The sequence below is a fragment of the uncultured Actinomyces sp. genome (assembly GCF_963526355.1).
GTDB lineage: Bacteria > Actinomycetota > Actinomycetes > Actinomycetales > Actinomycetaceae > Actinomyces.
The window spans coordinates 15,403-35,150 of record NZ_CAUROW010000003.1; the positions used below are offsets into that span (position 1 = coordinate 15,403).

The following is a 19,748-nucleotide window of genomic DNA, read 5'->3' on the forward strand; positions in this document are numbered from 1 at the left end:
CGGGTCAGTCGGCCTGCTTGGGATGAAGCATGTGCTCGCGAGCCCGCACCGCGGCCTCCACCCGGGCGTCACGATCCTCGCGACGTCCGCGCGAGATGAGCGCGGTGATGGAGACCGCCAGGCCGCCCCAGATGATGACGACGGCCGCGAGCATGACGAGTACGGCGATCCCGGTCATCTCACTTCTCCTCCTCGGGGGCGGACTCAAGCGCGAGGGGCTCGAACTCGTCCACCGGTGACTTCCAGGGAATCAAGGACATCACCGAGGTGGCAACAGCGACCAGCAGGAGCATCCCCCAGCCGAAGACCATGATGAAGCCGTTCGAGTAGGTGTCGTATCCCTGGGTGACATAGGTCCACAAAGTCTGGACGAACATGTAGCCCAGCAGAACAGGAACGATGCCGCCGACCAGAACACGCCACCACAGACCGATCATCCGCGACTCGGAGACGGCGTTGAGGTGGTCCTGGAGCAGCCCGGTGTGCCGCAGAACCCAGGCTACGGCCACGCACATGATGATGGCCGAGGCGACCACGCCGATGTTGTTGATGAAGGCATCGACGACGTCGAGGTCCGGTAGCCCCGAGCTGGTGGCGAACAGGATGAAGGACAGCACAGCGGCCGGGACACCAACGACGAGCGAGGCCTTCTTCGGGACCAGGCCGAGCTTCTCCCCCACCCCGGCGGCCACCACCTGGATGATGGAGATGAAGGAGGTCAGCCCCGCCATTGCGAAGGACGCGAAGAAGAGCACTCCGAACAGCGCACCGCCGGGCATCTGCGAGATGACGGTGGGGAAGGTGATGAAGGACAACGAGGGGCCCGTGATGTTCTCCAGTTTATCGACGCTGGTGCCCTGGGCGCCCGCCATGAAGCCGAGAGTAGCGAAGACGCCAATACCTGCGAGCAGCTCGAAGGAGGAGTTGGCGAAGCCCGCCACCAGGCCGGTGCCCACCAGGTTGGAGCGGCGCCGCCGAAGGTAGGAGGCATAGGTGAGCATGATGCCGAAGCCCACGGACAGGGAGAAGAAGATCTGCCCGAGTGCGGCCATCCACACCTTGTAGTCCAGCAGAGCCGACCACTTGGGGGTGAATAGGGCGTTGAGCCCCTCACCCGCACCCGGCAGCAGGAGTGCGCGCACCACGAGGGCGGCGAACATGAGGACAAGCAGCGGGAGGAAGATCTTGTTGGCCTTCTCCACGCCATCATTCACGCCCAGGGCGGTGACGACCAGGCCGAAAGCCCACACGAACAGCAACGGGACGGCCACACCCATGACGATGGTCGGCGAGTAGCCGACCTCGGAACCCAGGCGATCCATTCCAATGTAGTGCTGGAAGAAGCCTCCCGCGTCATCGCCCCAGGCGATGGTGAAGGAGAAAAGCATATAGCGCAGGGACCAGGCCACAACCACTGCGTAGTAGGTCATGATGACGAAGCAGATGAAGACCTGGAACCACCCCAGCCATTCCAGCCTGGTGGACAGGCGTCGGAAGACCGCCGGCGGCGAGCCCCGGAAGCGGTGTCCCAGGGCGTAGTCGAGGAAGAGGATCGGCAGTCCGGCCGCCAGCAGCGCGATGACGTAGGGGACGATGAAGGCGCCGCCACCGTTGGCGTAGGCCACACCCGGGAAGCGCCAGATGTTACCCAACCCGATCGCCGAACCGATCGCGGCCATGAGGAAGCCGAGCTGTCCGCTCCACTGCTCGCGCGGTGGTGCCTGAAGAGACTCGCTCTCCCCTGTCTTGGAGGTCATGAGCAACCTTCCGTGATCTCGCAAACGAAGGCGCCCCATCGGCCGCCTTTTCCTGCGGATTGGTCGCAGGCCCCTCTATTTCTTGACGCTAGCTTTCACGACCACGATGTGTCGTCCGATGTCCACGATACGGACGTCATGGAGGATGATCTCCTGTTCTTTGTCACGCGACATGTGTCACACTGAACGTCACCAAACCTAGCACCCACCCCTTCTGAGAGGAGCCCCATGTCCACCCCGCACATTGCCGCAGCACCAGAAGACTTCGCCCCGGCCGTCCTCATGCCCGGAGACCCCCGGCGGGCCCAGCGCATCGCCGAGACCCTCATGGACGACGCCCGCCTGGTCACCGACGTGCGCGGGATGCTGGGCTTCACCGGAACCGTAAACGGCAGGCCCCTGAGTGTCATGGGCTCAGGCATGGGCCAGCCGTCCTTCACGATCTATGCCACCGAGCTGTTCAGCCAGTTCGGGGTGGAGCGGATCATCCGGGTGGGAACCGCCGGAGGCGTCTCCCCGAAGATCAGGATCGGCGACGTCATCGTGGCCACCGGCGCTCACACGGACTCCTCGATGAATCAACTGCGCATCCCGGGCGTCAACTTCTCCGCGGTCGCCGACTTCCATCTGGCCCGAGCCGCCTATGAGGCCTCACTGACCGGGCAGGCAGCGGTTGATGGAGCAGTCCACTTGGGCACGGTCATCTCACGCGATCACTTCTACTTCACACCCGAAGGTCAGACCGAGGCCCTGGCCGACTACGGGGTGCTGGGGGTGGAGATGGAGACGGCCGCCCTCTACGGCGTCGCCGCCGAGTACGGCAAGCAGGCTCTGGCGGTCCTGACCGTCTCCGACCACATGCTCGACCACTCGGGCGACATGAGCGCCGCCGAGCGCGAGACGCGTTTCGCCGACTCTCTGCGCCTGGCCGTGGCCGCCGCCCACAGCTGAGGCCAGCAACAGACGAAACCGAGGTCCCCTACCACGGGCACGGGGTACAGGAAGGATGAGATCCTTCGCCTTCTTCCCACAAGACTTGCCTTACCTGATCGGAATAACGAAACTCAACGGCACACAACCCCATATTCTCTCAAGGCCTCCACAATGACGGATCCACCCCGGGCGACAATGCCAGAACACTGAAATTCCAACGTTTAGCAGCACCGAGTGATGCAGGCCAGGCTGTCCTTCGTTGCCGGGGTGCGCGCGCAGATTTACGTTATTCATGTCTGCAGCGCGCACACCCGCTCGAAAGGAAAAGCATCATGTCCGTCACTCAGATCGCCTCCTGCACCACCACCTCCTGCGCCTTCAACAACGGGGGCTGCACCGCCTTCGCCATCACCGTTGGTGGCGACAATGGCGCACCGGCCTGTGACACCTTCATCAGCCTCGATGCACGCGGCGGCCTGCCCGTGGCCGAGGGACACGTGGGGGCCTGCCAGCGCCTCGAGTGCGTCCACAACAAGGACCTCATGTGCACGGCCGAGGCCGTGACCGTCGGCGGCGACACCGCCGCCTGCAAGACCTACGAGGTTCGCTGATCACAAGGACCTCCGGCTCGAGCGGCTGGGGGCCAATGGGGGACTCCACCATGTGGTGGAGTCCCCCATTTCGATGTCGACACTCAGGTGCTCGGAATCAGTCGAGATTGGCGACCTCAGGGCCGGGCCAGGCGCTGCGGCAGGGCCTGGGAGGCGAGCCGCTCCAGAACCGGCCCAACCTCCGCGGCGCTGGCCAGAGCCTCCGGGAAGGAGACCACCAGGGTGGCGACCTCCTCACCGGTGATGGACATGAGAGTAACCCCGTGTGCGTCGACGTCGACACACAGGGTCTTGTCCCACAACGTGGGGCACACACCGACGGCGGGGCGGGAGGAGCAGGTCCACCCGGACATCTGCCCCTCGCTCACGGCCTCACAGACGGCGCGCAGTCCCAGCTGGCCGACCGCACTGACCGCCTCATGGGCGTCCATGACCTCCTGGGGGCTCCAGGAGACGGAAGGCGCTGAGCCGTCGTCGGCGGACTCGAAGTCAAGGATCTCCTCGATGTCATGGCTGGAGACCCCGGAGACGCAGTGGAGCATGACCCGTTCGCAGGCGATGACGCCCAGGCGCCCTCCGGGCCCCGCGGCGATCTCACGTACGCGCTCAAGAGGATCCTCACCGACGATGGCGCAGTGGCAGGCAGATGTCCGGGATGAGGCCAGAACGAGCGCCCGGTCCTCACCGTCTACCCACGTCAGACTGCCCAGCAGGTGGGCCGTGGCAGCGGTGATGCGCACGCCGGGCTCGGCGGCGTCGAGGGTGACGTCGAGGCGGACGTCGACGGCGACGTCGTCGGGCGCGATGGCCAGCGGGGTACCTTGAGGCGGGCAGGCGGCCACGAGGACCCGACCATCGGCCCGCATAGCGTGAGCGACGAAGGCGGCGGGCGCGGAGGGGTCGATGCGGTAGGCCGTCACCGCGGCGCTTCCACCGCCGGCCAGGAGGCGCCTAGCCGTGCGCCGGGCGCGCTGCATGATGTCGGGGACCTGAACGGACGTCACACGCTTACCTTCCTACCGTGTTGCTGCACGTGGGAGCGGGTGCCCCAGCAACATCTGAAGGTGAGGCTACCCTCAGAGTCTCTGAAGAGCCAGCCCTTAGGGACACATGTGCGTGGAGCGCGTCTCAGTGAGCCAGCCCAGGGAAGAGGTGCTGGATCCCGACGACGATCATCTGTACCGCGATCGAGGCCAGGATCATGCCCATGAGGCGGGTCATGATGGTGCGCATCGTCATGGACAGACGCGCACCGATGGTGGCGGAGAAGTAGAGAACGATCCCGAGTGTCAGGAGGATGACTGCCAGCGCAGTCGCAACAGCCGCATGCCCGCCCAGCCCCTGAGCCTGGGACTGGATGACGATGATGGTCGCAACCGTTCCCGGACCCACGAGGATAGGAAAGGTCATGGGGTAAAAGGCGACATCGTTCCCACTGCCAGCAACGGCGTCGTGCTGCTCCTTCTCCCGCGCGCTTCCCTCATGGGCGCTGGATCCACTGCCGTTGAGCATGGACAGGGAGATGATGAGCAGGACGATTCCACCCGCGATCCGGAAGTCGTCGACGCCGATGCCGAAGAACCTCAGGATTGTCGCGCCGAGGAGCAGGATGACGGCACACATGACGGTGGAGGAGATCGTTGTACGAACCGCCGTGCGCCGCTGGGTCGCGGCATCCTGGTCCTGTGTGAGACTCAGGAACAGGGGCAGGTTGACGAAGGGGTTCATGATCGCGAAGAAGGCGCCCAGGGCCTTGACCAGCACAGCGATAGCCATATCCGCATTGTGCCGCACACGCCGGCGGCGAGCAGAGAAACAAAACGGCCCTCGCCTGACGGCAGGACCTGCTGATGAAGAACTGTGGAGCTAGGGGGATTCGAACCCCCGACCTCTTCCATGCCATGGAAGCGCGCTACCAACTGCGCCATAGCCCCGATGTGGGTGCTCCACCCGGAGAAGAATTCCGAGCGGTTCGTGGAGCTAGGGGGATTCGAACCCCCGACCTCTTCCATGCCATGGAAGCGCGCTACCAACTGCGCCATAGCCCCGATGTGGGTGCTCCACCCGGAGAAGAATTCCGAGCGGTTCGTGGAGCTAGGGGGATTCGAACCCCCGACCTCTTCCATGCCATGGAAGCGCGCTACCAACTGCGCCATAGCCCCGTCCGGGTGTCGCTCGCGTGCGGCGACGCGGATAACTGTATGGAGACTGGCCCCGTCAGGGCAAATCTGCGACGCGTGTACTACCTCACCCACTCAGCCGAGGATCTTGCCCAGAGGGCTAGGGTCCACCGGCGGCCCGGCGTTCCACTTCACCACGGACCAGCCCGGGGGACGCTTGCTAGTGCGCATGAGCGCGTAGCAGCAGTTGCTCATGCCGCGCAGGCCGAGCCACTGCTGAGGGTCCATGCCCAGCAGGTAGGTGGCCCCTAGGTTGGTGGCCGCCCCATGGGAGACGGCCACGACGACCTCTCCCTCCGCAGCGCCGGCGGTGATGGCCTTGAGCGCCTCCCCCACTCTCTCGGCGGTCTCGCGGCGTCCCTCGATCCGGAACTGAGGAAGATCACCACCAGCGCGCCAGGTGTCGTAGTGTTCGGGCCACTGCTTCTTGATGTCGGCCGCCTTGAGGCCCTCCCAGTCTCCGAAGGACTTCTCGGCCAGTCCCGGGTCGATCTCGACGCCCACCCCAGTCAGTGACGCCAGAACCTCGGCAGTGGCGCGCGCTCGCGTCAGCGGGGAGGAGACGATCCGTGTGGGTGCCAGTGCCGCGATACCGTCGGCCGCTCGCCGAGCCTGCTCTCGCCCCGTCTCATTGAGGGGGATATCGACCCGTCCCTGGATGCGCCCCTGAAGGTTGTAGTCGGTCTGGCCGTGACGCCACAGGATGAGGTCGGTCATGACGACTCAGTACCTTCCGGACGGCCTTCCCCCTCACCTTCTCCGCCGTGCTGCTCCACCAGGTCCTTCGGCAGCTCGATGGTGGGGCAGTCCTTCCACAAGCGCTCCAGCGAGTAGAACTCCCGGTCCTCGTTCAGTAGGACGTGGACGACGACGTCGCCGTAGTCCACAAGCACCCAGTGCGCGTCGGCGAAGCCCTCACGGGTCCGACGCCTGGCCCCGGCGCGATGCATCGCCTCGTCGATCGCGTCGACGATGGCGTGGACGTGACGGTGGTTCAAGCCGGAAGCCAGCAAGAAGACGTCGGTCAGACCGAGTCGCTCGGAGACGTCGACGGCTACAAGGTGCTCAGCCTTCTTACCGGCCGCGGCACGAGCGGCGGTGGCAGTCAGACCGACGGCATATTCGGTGGCGGGCACGGATCTCCTTCGGGACGAGTCAGTCAGGCATCATGCAGCAGCGGCGACTGTACCGTGCACGCCTCCGTCATACGAGCTGACGGATCCACTGCCCCGTCTCAACGGTGGCACTCATCGCGCTGGCGCTGAATCGGCCGCTCACGACCAGCCAGATCACAACCGCAACAATGAGCAGCACGACGACGACGATGAGCGCAGCCATGAGTATCTTGCCCGTACGTGAAGAGGAACCGGACTGCTCCATCGGTAGGACGCGGTCGGGAGCGGGGACCCGTCCAGTCACCTCGTTGACGGGGGCGAGATACGGTTCCTCGGGCGCCTCAGCGGCAGGGACCGCCACGGCGTCCCACTCCGAGCCTCCGGACGGGCCCTGACCGGCCTCAGTCTCATCGGTGTAGAAGGCGTAAGGGCTAACAGCCTCCGAGGACACGGCGTCGGAGGACTCAACGGCCCCGGTCACGATCGTCTCCTGGAATCCGGCGGTCTGACCGGGCTGGTGCAGTGACTTCCACTGTGGAGCACCGACCGAGCCGAACTCAGCCCCCTGCTGCGACTGGGGCGAGGACATCATGGCCAATGCCTCAGCATCAACCGCGGCGACGTTCTCCTGCACCATCGGCTCCTCGATAGGGGCGACACCGTAGGCACCCTGGACATCCGCTGCATCCTGGGCGGACGAGGAGCTGTCCACGGGTTGGACCGAGCTGAGCTCGCCCGTGGAGATATTGACCGTGCGGACACCCTGCGCAGCCGCCGGGATGCGCACGATAGGACGGCGCACGGAGCCGGTCGAGGAGGCCGACCCGGCGCTCAGACCGATGCGAGCGGACTCGGAGGCCTCCGGGGCACGGTCCTGCCCGAACGCGGCGAAGTCACCGACACCGGTGGCGGATGCGGAGACGGCGGAGACGGCCTCCGCCGGTTGGGAGGATATCGTCTCTCCCCGAGTCACGGACTCGAGGCCCTCCCTGTAGTCGTAGGGACCGGTCCTGGGCTCGTTGACGTCGACCTCAGCCGGCCCCTGAGACTCGATGCTCTTCTGCGCATCGGCATCAGAGGCCGGGCCGCCCTCGAGGCGATCCTTGAGTGAGAAGCGAGTGGGCACCGGCGCCGGAGCCGAACTGGAGTCCGCGGCCCAGTGGGCGTCATAGTCCAAGGTCGCCACCGGCAGATCCACTGCCTCCATGAGACCCGTCTCGATCTCGGAGATCGCCACAGCCTCGGCCGCCGACAGCGAGCGCCAGCTCGGCGCAGAGGCCGATGGCCCCTCGGGAACCGATAGGTTGAGAGGCGGGTTCTGTCCGCCCTGCTCGAGGTAGGTGACGCCGTCATCGTCCACGGCCGGGGACTCGGCCGACCTCCCCGCCCCAGTGTCGGCCTCGGCACCCGATTGAGCCTGCGAACGACCGGTGACCGATGCGGGATCTGCCAGCGGATCCTGAAGAGCCTGGGCCTGCTCAGGGGTGATCTCACCGGCCTCGACGGCCGCCCTGAGCGCCTTGGCCTCCTCACGTAGGCGTCTCATCTCGCGTCGGGTCAGGAGCGGCTGCTGCCCGGTCAGGATCGCTTCGCGCTCGGCGGCGCGCTCCGCCTGCCGAATCGCCCGACGACTACCGCGTGGAGCGTGCTCGTCCTGCGTCGGCTCCTCGGACGTGGGGGCATTGACGCCGGTCTGCTCAGTGCTCACCGTCGTTCTCCTTCCTCAGGGACTGCTCGCGGGCCACTCTCGCCGTCATCGACGTCGCCGACGCCGGCCGCAAGGCCATACGATAAAGCCCGTACTTGCGTATGTACTGCACGACACCATCAGGGACGAGATACCACACCGGGAATCCTTCCCCGACCCGCTGACGGCAGTCCGTCGACGAGATCGCCATGGCCGGCACCTCCACCAGTGAGATCCGGTCACGGGGGACCCCGGAGTCACTCAGGAGGTGCCCGGGGCGCGTCACTCCCACGAGATGGGCCAGATCGAAGATCTCCTCACTGTCCTTCCAGGTGAGGATCTGCGCCAAGGCATCCGCACCGGTGATGAAGTACAGCTCCGCGCCCGGGTACTCGGCCGCGATGTCATGAAGGGTGTCGATCGTGTACGTGGTACCGCCCCGATCGATGTCGACCCGGGAGACCGTGAATCTCGGGTTGGAGGCTGTGGCAATGACCGTCATGAGGTAGCGGTGCTCGGCTGGGGAGACTCTGCGCTCCTTTTTGTAAGGCTGAGCCCAGGTGGGGACGAAGATGACCTCGTCGAGGGCAAAAACGTTCTGAACCTCACTGGCCGCAACAAGGTGCCCGTGGTGGATCGGATCAAAGGTTCCACCCATGATGCCGATGCGAAGCGGGCGAGCAGACTGGGTCACGCGCTGCGCCTCGCTTCATTCCTGGGGGACACGTTGGTTCTCCTCAACCGGTACGGACGACTGCAGTTGGCGAATATACTGCCACGGCATGCATCCATTGTGGGTCTCCGCAACGCCATAAGCGAGTTGTCAGCCAATGGCGCAGCGACACAAGGCAATACCCGGAATAATATCAGGGAATCACCAGTTATCCAGCGATCGCCCGGTGACTCCCAACGCTGGCGCCTGCTCTCCCGGTCCGGTCGTCTCCTCACTCCTCCCCGGGTCGGACCGGAACTGACGTCGAGGGAGTCGAGGGAGCTGAGCCGACTGGCCCCGTGCGCGGTCGAGGTCGGCCGGACTGTCCAGGGCGACCTTCCAATCGACGACAACAGTAGGCAAGGCCCATGTCATCAGACGTCGATTTCAGCAGGCGGCTTCAGGTGCACCTGATCTATGCTGGCCCCGGCACGTCTACTACCTGCCGTGCAATTACAAGGATGAGGCAGGCAGTCGATGCACATGTCATGTGCCGTGCTCCGGTGCGTCCCAGCCCCATTCCCCCGACCCGGGCCACCCCTTGAGTTCCAGGAGGATCGAGATGTCTCGGCATGATCGCCATTCGGCCATCCTCGACATCGTGATGGACGAGGGCAGCGTCCACATTGACGACGTCATTGCCCGTCTCGGCGTCTCGGCCGCCACCGCGCGGCGCGACCTCGACCACTTGGCGGACCAGCAGCTAGTCACCCGCACCCGCGGCGGAGCCATCGCCAACCCCACCTCCACGGAACTGCCTCTACGCTACCGCTCCTCGAAGATGGCCGATGAGAAGACCCGGATCGCCAAGGCCGCGGCGGCCATGGTGCACCCAGGCGACTCCATCGGTCTCAACGGCGGCACCACCACCACCGAGGTCGCTCGGGAGATCGTGCTCCTGCCGGACCTCACCGATCCAGACATGCCCGTCACCCTGGTCACCAACGCCGTCAACATCGCCAGTGAGATGACCGTGCGCCAGTGCGTACGCGTCGTCGTCACCGGAGGTGTCGCGCGGGACAGGTCCTTCGAGCTCACCGGGCCACTGGCCGAACTCATCCTGCCCTCGATCAGCGTGGGTACGCTCTTCCTGGGCGTCGAGGGCCTTGACGAGAGGGGTGCCTACGCCCAGCACGACGGCGAGGCCGCAGTCAATGCCGCCCTGGTCGAGGCGGCCCAACGTGTCGTCGTCGTGTGCGACAGCTCCAAGCTCGGCTCGACCGCCTTCGCCCTCATCTGCCCCACCGCCTCGATCGACGTGGTCATCACCGACGACGGTGCCCCCGCCGACCAGGTCGATGCCCTGCGTCGGGCGGATACCGAGGTGAGGACGGTTTAGTCTCCGAGAAACCTGAGAGTTCTCTCATCCCTCCCTAATCGTCATCTTCTCCTGACCGGTCAGGCTCGTTCTCAAGCGATTCAGAACCGATACCAGGAGGAGGGACGACATGACAACCGCTCCCCTACGAGTGGCGCTCTACAGCCACGACGCCAAGGGGCTGGGACACCTTCGCCGCAACCTCGCTCTGGCCCATCACCTGGCCCGGACACTGCCGGGGCTCACCGGCCGCGACATCACCGGCTTGGTCATCACCGGGCTGGCTCCGGGACAGGAGCACCGGCCTCCGGAAGGTTTCGATTGGCTGGTGCTGCCGGGGGTCAAGAAGACCGGGGGCGTCTACCTGCCCCAGCGGCTGCGCATCACCCGTGAGGACCTGGGTCTGGTCCGCAGCGCCCTGCTGTCCGGTGTCCTGGCGACCTTCACCCCGGACCTGCTCATCATCGACCGTCACCCCTATGGGGTGCACCAGGAACTGCGCGAGCCTCTGGCGCATCTGCGCCAGGCGAGCCCCGGCGCGCGCGTGGTGCTCGGTCTGCGCGAGGTCCTGGACACGCCCACGTCAGTGCAGCGCGAGTGGGCCGAGCTCGGCGAGGCGGACACACTGCGCCGGCTCATTGACGAGGTCTGGGTCTACGGAGACGCCTCGGTCCATGACCTGAGCGCTACTGGCGAGGCTCCGACGGCGTTGGAGGAGCGGATGCGCTACACCGGCTACCTCGCCCACGGCCGCGATATCACAGAAAACGCTCACGGCTCCGAGGCGTCAGAAGCCCTGGCCGGTAACGCCGAGGCCACCGGCGCCTTCATCCTGACCACCGCCGGTGGCGGCTCCGACGGTGTCAACCTGCTGCGTGCCGCGGCCGCGGTGCGTATCCCCGACGGGTACCGGCACGTCGTGGTCACCGGCCCTCAGCTCGACGCCGCCCGGTTCCACCAGGTCGCTCAGGCGGCCGGCCCCCACACCATCGTGCGCCGGTCCTGGCCGGGGATGAGCCACCACATCCAGCAGGCCGCAGCGGTCATCTCCATGGCCGGATACAACACGGTCAGCGAGATCCTCGCCTCCGACACCCCGGCTCTCCTCGTCCCCCGTGAGACACCTCGCCTCGAGCAGCTCATCCGGGCCACAGCCCTGAAGGACGCGGGCGCCAGCGACCTCCTGAGAGTCACGGACCTGAGTACTGCGGCACTCGAGAACTGGCTTACCGAACTGCTGAGCGACCAGGACACCGGCACTCACAGCCAGCTGGCAGGGCGACGTCGTCTGTGCCTGGACGGTCTGGAAACCGTTCCCCTGCTCGCAGCCGAACTCCTCGGCAATCGGGACAACATCCTCGACACCCGCCTCACTCATCTCACCAGCCACGCCACCGGCCTCACCAGGATGGAGATCCCCGCATGAGTCCCGCAACCGATCACCGGCAAGACAGTCATCAGAACGGCGCCCGCATCGGATACGTCCTCAAGGTCTACCCGCGCTTCTCGGAGACCTTCATCGTCACCGAGATCCTCGCCCGCGAGGCCCAGGGCGAGGACCTGAGCATCTACGCGCTGCGCCCCACCACGGACTCGCGCTTCCACCCCGAGATCGCCCGGGTGGCCGCCCGGGTCAACTGGGTGGGCCGGCCGGTACGGGCCATCGACATGTGGAGCCGGCTCACCGACGGTCTGACCCGCCAGGACGACCGCGAGCGCTTCGCCGCCATCATGCCGGTACTGGCTGACCTTCCCGGTGACGAGGTGGCTCAGGGCGTGGAGCTGGCACGTCAGGCACGCAGGGACTCCATCACCCACCTGCACGCGCACTTCGCGTCCCTGGCGGGCCGGGTCGCATGGATCGCCTCGGCCCTGACCGGCATCCCCTACACCGTGACCACCCACGCCAAGGACATCTTCCATGAGTCGGTGGACCCCGTGTGGCTGCGCCGGATCTGTGCCGACGCGCAGCGAGTCATCGCCATCAGTCGCTACAACGAGGCGCACCTGAACAAGGTCTTAGCGGGTACAGGGGCCACGGTGTCGCTGCGCTACAACGCCATCGAGCTGGACCGCTTCTCCTATCGGGCTCCACAGCCGGTGGCCTCCGGGAGGACCGGAGCGCTTCGGGTGTGCGCCGTGGGCCGCCTGGTGCCTAAGAAGGGCTTCGCCGACCTGATCGAGGCGGTGCGGATCCTGATCAGCTCCGGCGTTGACGTCGAGGTGGAGCTGGCCGGCGACGGTGAGGAGCGCGAGCGCCTGACCGCGCAGATCGACCGTCTGGGGCTGGCAGGCAGGGTCCGTCTGCTGGGTCCGCTCACACAGGCGGAGGTGCGTGATCTGTTGGCGCACTCGGACGTGTTCGCGGCGCCCTGCATCGAGGCGGCCGACGGCAACATCGATGGTCTGCCCACGGTGATCCTGGAGGCGATGGCCTGCGGGACGCCGGTGGTGGCCACCGCGGTCTCGGGGCTGCCGGAGGTGGTTCGCGACGGCGTCACCGGGCTCCTGCTGCCGCCCGGGGACCCCGCCGAGCTGGCGGTGGCCCTGCGCGGGATCGCGCTGGGCGAGGTCGACACCGTGTCCTTGTCACGTGGGGCGCGCAGGCTCATCGAGGAGCACTTCGACTCCCGAGCCCAGGCCGAGGTCCTGTCCGTCTGGCAGTCAGGCCCCCGCACCGCTCCCGCCACTCCCACCATGCACCCGACCGATGAGGAGGGAGTCGCCTGATGCGGATCGCCTACATCTGCTGCGACCCGGGTATCCCGGTGTTCGGGACCAAGGGCGCCTCGGTACACATCCAGGAGGTCGTCCGCGAGCTGCGGTCCATCGGCCACGAGGTGACCCTGTACGCCGTACGATCCGGAAAACATGTTCCCGACGACCTCACCGACCTCGAGCTGCGGCTGGAGGCCGTGGCCGACGTCGAGCCCGCCGAGCGGGAGCAGGCGCAGGCGCGCGCCGCGGAGCGGATCGTCTCCCGGGTGATCGCCGACGGCGCCGACCTGGTCTACGAGCGCTACTCCCTGTTCTCCATGGCGCTGGCTGACATCACGGCTGCCACTGGAGTGCTGGGGATCCTGGAGGTCAATGCTCCGTTGATCGATGAGCAGCGTCGTCACCGCTCGCTGGTGGACGCCTCCGGTGCGGCGCAGGTGCTGCGCCGTCAGGTGGCGGCCGCCCGGGCCACGGTGTGCGTCTCGGACCCGGTGGCCGACTGGGTGCGTCGCCGCACCGCCGATCTTCCGGATGCGAACGACGTCGCGAGCCGGGTCCATACGGTTCCCAACGGTGTGAGTGTGCGCCGCATTCAGCCCCAGCCGGAGGACCCGGACCGAGTGGTCGTCACCTTCGTGGGGACCCTCAAGCCCTGGCACGGAGTGGCCGACCTCATCACGGCTGCGGCCCTGGCGCGCCAGAGCTGGAGCCTGCGGATCATCGGGGACGGCCCCGAGATGGACTCGCTGCGCGCCCAGGCCGGGCGCCTGGGGGTGGATGTGGACTTCCGTGGGGCGGTCGCGCCGCAGGACGTTCCCGCCCACGTAGCGGGCTCGGCGATCGGGGTGGCTCCTTACCCGGACCTGGGTGGGGGCGAGCAGCAGTACTTCTCCCCCATGAAGGTTCTGGAGTACCTGGCCGCGGGGCTCGCGGTCGTGGCCTCCAACGTCGGACAGGTCCCCCAGCTGCTTGAGGACGGCTCTGGCCGGCACGGTGTGCTCGTGGCCCCCTCGGACCCCACGGCCCTGGCCGCGGCCCTGGATGACCTGGCGGCATGTGCGGACCGGCGCTCCCGCATGGGCAGCAGCGGGCGTCTTCTGGCCGAGCAGCGCCACTCCTGGCGTCGGACCGTCACCCGGGTCCTGGAGCTGGCCGGCCTCGCTCAGAGTGGTGAGCGGTAATGGGCGTGCCTGTGATTCGGCGCGCGGCTCGGGCTCAGCACTCCCCCATGCGTCAGACCCTGCGCCTGGTGGGGCCCGACGCCGCGCCGCAGTGGCGTCTCATGGCCGGAGGCACGCTGGTGCTTCTGGCGGAGGTGGCCTTCCGGGTGCTGGAGCCCTGGCCCCTGAAGATCGTCATCGACTCGTTGGTGGCCTCGATGGGCCGGCACACGGGCAGCGCACCCGCCACGACCTCCTCCTTGGTGGGGCTGGGCGTGGTCCTCCTGGTGCTCGTGGCCGGTCGAGCGGGGTGCAACTACCTGGCCACCGTGGCCTTCGCCCTGGTCGGCTCACGCACGGCGGCCTCCCTGCGCAGCCGGGCCTTCCACCACGTCCAGGGACTCTCCCAGCAGTTCCACGCCCGCAACCGCAGCGCGGACACGGTTCAGCGCCTCATCGCCGACGTCAACCGCATGCAGGAGGTGGCCGTCACCGCCGGCCTACCGATGGCCGCCAACACCTTGACCCTGCTGGTCATGGTCGTGGTCATGGTGTTCCTGGACCCGCTGCTGGCAGTGGTCGTGGTCATGGCGGTGGTGGCCTTCGCGATCGCCTCCTCCGGCAACTCTCGGCGGATCTCCGCGGCCTCCTTGCGCAGCCGCAAGTCCGAGGGGAACCTGGCCAACACCGCCCAGGAGGCCCTCGGCGCCATCAAGGTGGTCCAGGCCTACGGTCTGGAGCCCCTGCTGCACGAGCGCTTCACGGGCGCCAACACCGTCTCGCTGAGCGAGGGGGTGCGTTCGCGCCGCATCGCCGCGCGCCTTGAGCGCTCCACGGACGTCATCGTCGGCATGGCCACCGCCGTGGTCATGGTCGGCGGGGGCATCCGGGTTCTGAGCGGCGCGATGTCCCCCGGTGACCTGGTGCTCTTCACGACCTACCTTCGCACCACCATGAAGCCGCTTCGGGACATGGCCAAGTACACCGGCCGCATCGCTCGGGCAGCGGCCTCGGGCGAGCGGGTCGCCGACCTCATGGCGGTCGAACCCGAGATCGTCTCCCCGCACGATGCCACTGTCCTGGACCGCGTCCATGGCATGGTCCACTTCGATCACGTGCACGCCGCCTACGAGGGCCGCCCGGTGCTCCACGGCGTGAGCCTGACAGTGGTTTCCGGTGAGCACGTGGCACTCGTGGGACCATCGGGCTCGGGCAAGTCCACCCTGGTCTCACTGGTGGTGCGAGCCCTGGATCCGACGTCGGGGACGGTCAGTCTCGACGGTTACAGCCTCGAGGACCTGGACCTGAGGTTCCTGCGCTCTCAGGTCTCGGTCCTGCACCAGGAGGCAGTGCTGCTGACCGGCACGATCCGCGAGAACATCCGTCTGGGACGGCCCGACGCCACCGATGAGGAGGTCGAGGCGGCCGCGTGCGCCGCCCACGCCCATGACTTCATCACCCAGATGCCCGACGGGTACGACACGCCCGTGGGAGAACGGGGCGGCACCCTCTCCGGGGGCCAACGTCAGCGCATCGCCATCGCCCGGGCGCTGCTGCGGGACTCGCCGATCATCATCCTGGACGAGGCGACCACCGGACTGGACCCCGCCTCGACATCGACTGTGCTCGAGGCGATCGACGAGCTGGTGACCGGACGCACAACGCTGACGGTCACTCACGACCCCCAGGCCGCGATGCGCGCCGACCGAGTGGTGTGGATCCAGGACGGGCGGATCCTACTGGAGGGCAGCCCACAGCGGCTCCTGGACACCTCAGTCGAGTTCCGCCGGTGGGCGAACAGCCATCTGTCCGGCTCCTTCGCCCTAGAGGGGAGCGGATCGTGAACCTGTCAACGATCCCCACTGCGACCACGGCCGACGCCGTCTCCACGCTGCTCGACGCCGACCGGCTCAGTGAGCTCCTCGACCAACCAGTGCGGGCAGGCCGGCTGCGCATCAAGCCGAGCGTCTCGGTCCTGGTGTCCTTGACGGAGCGCTCCACCGGGCTCACGTCCGGGTGGGCGCGGCTGCTCTGGCCGGTCTCCCACTCCAAGGCCGCCCAGGCCGAGCGCCTGGCCACATCCTTGGGACTCGACCAGGCTCCTGTCACCCGGGCCGTAGACGGGGACCTGCTGGTGCAGAGTGGTCCGGTTCGCACCGATCCCAAGCTGGCCGAGCCGATGGCCGGCGCCGTCCGCCAGGGGGTGCTGGGGTCCTGGAAGGCCGAGGACGTCCTGCGCTACAACCCCTCCCGGCGTCTCGTGCTGCGAGATGGCTCCACGGTGCTGCGGATACGTACTCGGCCCGGCGGCCCGGCCGACGACGTCCATCGCGCCCTGGCCGAGCTCCTCCCGGTCCCGCGTCTGCTCGACTCCAAGGCCGTGACCCGGTGTGAGGGACATGTCAGCATCCAGCAGTGGTGCGGCGACACGAACCTGACCGAGCTCTTCGAGGACCGGACCGCTGAGCAGACCACGTCCGAGGTCGTCTCCGAGCCCGCCATCGGTGCCACGCGGCGCGTGGGGGCGCTGCTGGCCGAGCTGCACTCCTGCGTGGGTGCACTGAATCCGGAGCTCGTCGACCGGCTGCCTCACCGGCATCCCGATGCTCGGGACCTGGCCGAGGTCCATGCCCGTCAGCTCGATGCCCTGGACCCCGAGCTGGCCCTCCGTGTGCGGGCGGTGGGATGCATGCTGCCCACCCGGATGTCGGGAGAACCGGTCCTCGCTCACGGCGACGCCTCCCCCGACCAGGTGCTGTACGAGCGCTCCTCCGGGCGCATCTGGCTGACCGACTTCGACCGGGTGCGCCTGGCTCCGGCAGTCACCGACCTGGGCTCCTACCTCGCGGTGGCCCCGGCCTTCCAGGGGCGCGCCCTGCTGGAGGGCTACGCCGAGCACCGACCTGTGCCCGGCGCCGAGCATCTGGGGGTGGCGGTCGCCCACTCGCGCCTGGCGCGGCTGGCCGATCCTCTGCGCCGGGCCGATCCGTTCTGGCGTGAGCGCATCGGAGCGGAGCTGGACGTCATTGAGGGCATCGCCCGGTCACCCGAGAAGGAGACCACCTGGGCATGACAGAAGCCGCGACTGCGACACGGATGACTGAGACGACACAGAAGCCAGAGGTGACCGGCATGCTGAGCACACTGCGCGCGATCCCGGGGCTGCGCCGCGCCTGGCCCGGGCACCGGGGCTCGGACTCCACGAGTGCGAGTATCGAGTGCGTCGACGGCGAAGGCCGTCTGCGCGCCGGTCACGTCACCGCCGGAGCGGCTCCCGACCTGCTGCCCTATGCCACCGACCCGGCCCTTCCTGCCCTGTCCGCGCGCCTGACCGGGGCGCTCGTCGTCCACCGCGCCGGCCGCCGCGCCGTGGTGATGGACGACTCCCGGGTTCGCAAGGTGGTACGGCCCCACAGAGCCGCCTCCCTGGTGCGGGCGCACACGAGCGCCGCCTCGGTACTGCGAGTCACCGGCCTGCGCACCCCCAGGATCCTGGACAGCGAGGATGACGTCGTCGACCTCGAGCTGCTGCCCGGCCGCAGCCTCGATGAGCTCGGCGATGCCGGCCTGCCCGGGTGGCAGCGGCTCACAGACTCCTGGGCACACCTGGCCCGCGCCGAGGCGGACCTGCCCGTCTACGGACCGCATCAGGAGATCGAGGTGCTGCACCGCTGGTTCACCTCCGCCCGCCGCTACGGCGTTATCCACCAACCGGAGCTGCTGCGCGAACAGGTGGCGGGCACCTGTCTGAGCCTGCGGGAGGACAACGAGACGCCCATCATCGCCCACCGTGACCTCCACGACGGTCAGCTCCTGTGGGACGGGAGAGACCTGTCGCTGCTCGACCTGGACACGGCGGCCATGGCGGAGGCAGCCCTCGACCTGGGCAACCTCTGGGCCCACGCGGACCTCATGGCGGTGCGGGGCCGGCTCGGCCCCGAGGCCCACGCACAGGTCCGCGGGCTGCTCGACGACCTGGCCCGCACGCTGCCCATGACGGTGGAGCGCCTGGAGACCTACTACCGCTCATCGGCGCTGCGACTCGTCTTCGTCCACGCCTTCCGACCCGCAGCCCACCAGTGGTTGCCCACCTGGGTGCGCCACTGCCTTGAGCACGCCTCGCCTTCCGCTCCCCTCGACCTCACGAACGATTGGAACCACTCATGAACCCCCTCAAGATCAGTGTCATCGGTTGCGGATACCTCGGCGCCGTCCACGCCGCCGCCATGGCTCACCTGGGACACCACGTCCTGGGGATCGACACCCGGTCCGAGCAGGTCGAGGCCCTCTCCCGGGGCCGCGCCCCCTTCTACGAGCCTGGCCTGCCCGAACTGCTGATCTCCGGCGCCCAGCAGGGCGACCTGCGCTTCACCTCGACGCCGACACTTGCTGAACTGGCCGAGGCCGACGTCCACTTCATCGCCGTGGGCACGCCGCAGTCGGCCACTGGAGGGGAGGCCGACCTGAGCCAACTGTGGAGCGTGGTCGGCATGCTTCACGACACCCTGCCCGAGGACGGGCGCAGCCTCGTGGTGGGAAAGTCGACCGTGCCAGTAGGCACCGCCCAGCAGGTGGCCGAGCGCCTGGCCGGTCGCGCCCTGGTGCTGTGGAACCCCGAGTTCCTGCGCGAGGGCTTCGCCGTGGCCGACACCCTCCACCCCGACCGAATCGTCTACGGAGTGCCCGCCGACTCCCGCGACGCCCAGGAGGCCCAGGCCGCTCTCGACACCGTCTACCAGCCCCTGCTGGAGGAGGGCATCCCCCGGATCGTCACCGACTACGCCACCGCCGAGCTGGTCAAGACCGCGGCGAACTCCTTCCTGGCCACTAAAATCAGCTTCATCAACGCCATGGCCCACCTGTGCGACACGGCCGGGGCCGACGTCACCGTCCTGGCCGACGCCATCGGCCACGACCCGCGCATCGGCAGGCGCTTCCTCCAGGCCGGGGTGGGATTCGGCGGAGGCTGTCTGCCCAAGGACATCCGGGCACTGCAGGCCAGCGCACACCTGCACGGCGCCATGCACCTGGCGGACCTGCTGGGGCAGGTCGACTCCATCAACCGCGAACAGCGCGACCGGATCGTCGAACTGGCCCGCACCCACGTGGGCGGTGACCTGTCCGGTAGATCGATCACCATCCTAGGGGCCGCTTTCAAGCCTTTGAGCGACGACGTGCGCGACTCCCCCGCCCTGGACATCGCCTCCCGCCTGGCAGGCCTCGATGCGGAGGTGACCGTCTGCGACCCGCAGGCCCTGCCCGTCGTGGCCCGTTCCCACCCCCATCTCACTGTGGAGGAGGATCCTCGCACCGCGCTCAAGGGCGCCGAGCTCGTCCTGCTGCTGACCGAGTGGGACCAGTTCGTTGCCCTCGACCCCGCTGATGCCGCCGCCGGCGTCGCCGAGCGCGTCATCATCGACGGACGTAACGCCCTGGACCCGGTGGCCTGGCGTGAGGCCGGGTGGACCTACGCGGGGGTGGGACGCTGAGTCTCACCGACATCGGCTCCGCCCAAGCTCGACGTTACCGAGCGGGGCCCTGTCCCGCACAACCTGAT

At 67.7% G+C, this 19,748-nt stretch carries 18 protein-coding genes and 3 tRNA genes; 10 read left to right on the forward strand and 11 right to left on the reverse strand.

Going from position 1 to position 19,748, the window contains the following annotated elements:
- Positions 1–4: 4 nt before the first annotated feature.
- Entirely contained in the window at positions 5–178 is a 174-nt protein-coding gene (locus RWR81_RS01750; RefSeq protein ID WP_314453519.1) for a methionine/alanine import family NSS transporter small subunit, read from the reverse strand.
- 1 nt (position 179) lies between these two features.
- Entirely contained in the window at positions 180–1,757 is a 1,578-nt protein-coding gene (locus RWR81_RS01755) for a sodium-dependent transporter (protein WP_314453522.1), read from the reverse strand.
- Between the two features lie 228 nt (positions 1,758–1,985).
- Between RWR81_RS01755 and deoD the strand changes: the two genes are divergently transcribed.
- Together deoD and RWR81_RS01765 are read left to right on the forward strand one after the other, a co-directional pair.
- The gene (deoD, locus tag RWR81_RS01760; protein ID WP_314453524.1) at positions 1,986–2,708 is read left to right on the forward strand and encodes a purine-nucleoside phosphorylase; all 723 of its coding nucleotides are present in this window, start codon (positions 1,986–1,988) and stop codon (positions 2,706–2,708) included.
- 314 nt (positions 2,709–3,022) lie between these two features.
- A complete protein-coding gene (locus RWR81_RS01765) occupies positions 3,023–3,301 on the forward strand; it encodes a DUF1540 domain-containing protein (protein WP_314453526.1) in 279 nt (92 codons plus the stop codon).
- A 116-nt stretch (positions 3,302–3,417) separates the two neighbouring features.
- On the opposite strand, the gene RWR81_RS01770 is transcribed toward RWR81_RS01765, so the two are convergent.
- The 9 genes from RWR81_RS01770 to nadD all read right to left on the reverse strand — a co-directional run bounded on the left by RWR81_RS01770 (position 3,418) and on the right by nadD (position 8,977).
- The gene (locus tag RWR81_RS01770) at positions 3,418–4,305 is read right to left on the reverse strand and encodes a hypothetical protein (RefSeq protein ID WP_314453529.1); all 888 of its coding nucleotides are present in this window, start codon (positions 4,303–4,305) and stop codon (positions 3,418–3,420) included.
- A gap of 124 nt (positions 4,306–4,429) precedes the next feature.
- Entirely contained in the window at positions 4,430–5,077 is a 648-nt protein-coding gene (locus RWR81_RS01775) for a MarC family protein (protein WP_314453532.1), read from the reverse strand.
- An 85-nt stretch (positions 5,078–5,162) separates the two neighbouring features.
- Positions 5,163–5,235, reverse strand: a tRNA-Ala gene (locus RWR81_RS01780).
- Between the two features lie 41 nt (positions 5,236–5,276).
- Positions 5,277–5,349 (reverse strand) — tRNA-Ala (locus tag RWR81_RS01785).
- A gap of 41 nt (positions 5,350–5,390) precedes the next feature.
- Positions 5,391–5,463: transfer RNA gene (locus RWR81_RS01790), tRNA-Ala, on the reverse strand.
- Between the two features lie 93 nt (positions 5,464–5,556).
- The gene (locus tag RWR81_RS01795; protein ID WP_314453534.1) at positions 5,557–6,198 is read right to left on the reverse strand and encodes a histidine phosphatase family protein; all 642 of its coding nucleotides are present in this window, start codon (positions 6,196–6,198) and stop codon (positions 5,557–5,559) included.
- Positions 6,195–6,617 carry a ribosome silencing factor gene (rsfS, locus tag RWR81_RS01800; RefSeq protein ID WP_314453536.1) on the reverse strand — a complete coding sequence of 141 codons (423 nt, stop codon included), beginning with the start codon at positions 6,615–6,617 and terminating at the stop codon, positions 6,195–6,197. The genes RWR81_RS01795 and rsfS overlap by 4 nt, the downstream gene beginning before the upstream one ends.
- Positions 6,618–6,684: 67 nt before the next feature.
- Positions 6,685–8,304, reverse strand: a complete 1,620-nt coding sequence (locus RWR81_RS01805) for a hypothetical protein (protein WP_314453538.1) — start codon at positions 8,302–8,304, stop codon at positions 6,685–6,687.
- Complete coding sequence (gene nadD / locus RWR81_RS01810) at positions 8,294–8,977, reverse strand: nicotinate-nucleotide adenylyltransferase (RefSeq protein ID WP_314453541.1); 684 nt, start codon at positions 8,975–8,977, stop codon at positions 8,294–8,296. The genes RWR81_RS01805 and nadD overlap by 11 nt, the downstream gene beginning before the upstream one ends.
- 580 nt (positions 8,978–9,557) lie before the next feature.
- Between nadD and RWR81_RS01815 the strand changes: the two genes are divergently transcribed.
- From RWR81_RS01815 to RWR81_RS01850, 8 genes are all read left to right on the forward strand, one after another.
- Complete coding sequence (locus tag RWR81_RS01815) at positions 9,558–10,334, forward strand: DeoR/GlpR family DNA-binding transcription regulator (protein WP_314453544.1); 777 nt, start codon at positions 9,558–9,560, stop codon at positions 10,332–10,334.
- 109 nt (positions 10,335–10,443) lie between these two features.
- The gene (locus RWR81_RS01820) at positions 10,444–11,739 is read left to right on the forward strand and encodes a glycosyltransferase (protein WP_314453548.1); all 1,296 of its coding nucleotides are present in this window, start codon (positions 10,444–10,446) and stop codon (positions 11,737–11,739) included.
- A complete protein-coding gene (locus tag RWR81_RS01825) occupies positions 11,736–13,043 on the forward strand; it encodes a glycosyltransferase (RefSeq protein WP_314453551.1) in 1,308 nt (435 codons plus the stop codon). The genes RWR81_RS01820 and RWR81_RS01825 overlap by 4 nt, the downstream gene beginning before the upstream one ends.
- A complete protein-coding gene (locus tag RWR81_RS01830) occupies positions 13,043–14,212 on the forward strand; it encodes a glycosyltransferase family 4 protein (protein ID WP_314453554.1) in 1,170 nt (389 codons plus the stop codon). The genes RWR81_RS01825 and RWR81_RS01830 overlap by 1 nt, the downstream gene beginning before the upstream one ends.
- A gap of 47 nt (positions 14,213–14,259) precedes the next feature.
- Positions 14,260–16,035, forward strand: coding sequence for an ABC transporter ATP-binding protein (locus RWR81_RS01835; protein WP_314453555.1), 1,776 nt, complete (start codon positions 14,260–14,262; stop codon positions 16,033–16,035).
- The gene (locus RWR81_RS01840) at positions 16,032–17,264 is read left to right on the forward strand and encodes an aminoglycoside phosphotransferase family protein (RefSeq protein WP_314453558.1); all 1,233 of its coding nucleotides are present in this window, start codon (positions 16,032–16,034) and stop codon (positions 17,262–17,264) included. The genes RWR81_RS01835 and RWR81_RS01840 overlap by 4 nt, the downstream gene beginning before the upstream one ends.
- Positions 17,261–18,358, forward strand: coding sequence for a phosphotransferase (locus RWR81_RS01845; RefSeq protein WP_314453561.1), 1,098 nt, complete (start codon positions 17,261–17,263; stop codon positions 18,356–18,358). Before RWR81_RS01840 ends, RWR81_RS01845 begins: the two co-directional genes overlap by 4 nt.
- Entirely contained in the window at positions 18,355–19,680 is a 1,326-nt protein-coding gene (locus RWR81_RS01850) for a UDP-glucose/GDP-mannose dehydrogenase family protein (RefSeq protein ID WP_314453566.1), read from the forward strand. Before RWR81_RS01845 ends, RWR81_RS01850 begins: the two co-directional genes overlap by 4 nt.
- The last annotated feature ends 68 nt before the right edge of the window (positions 19,681–19,748 follow it).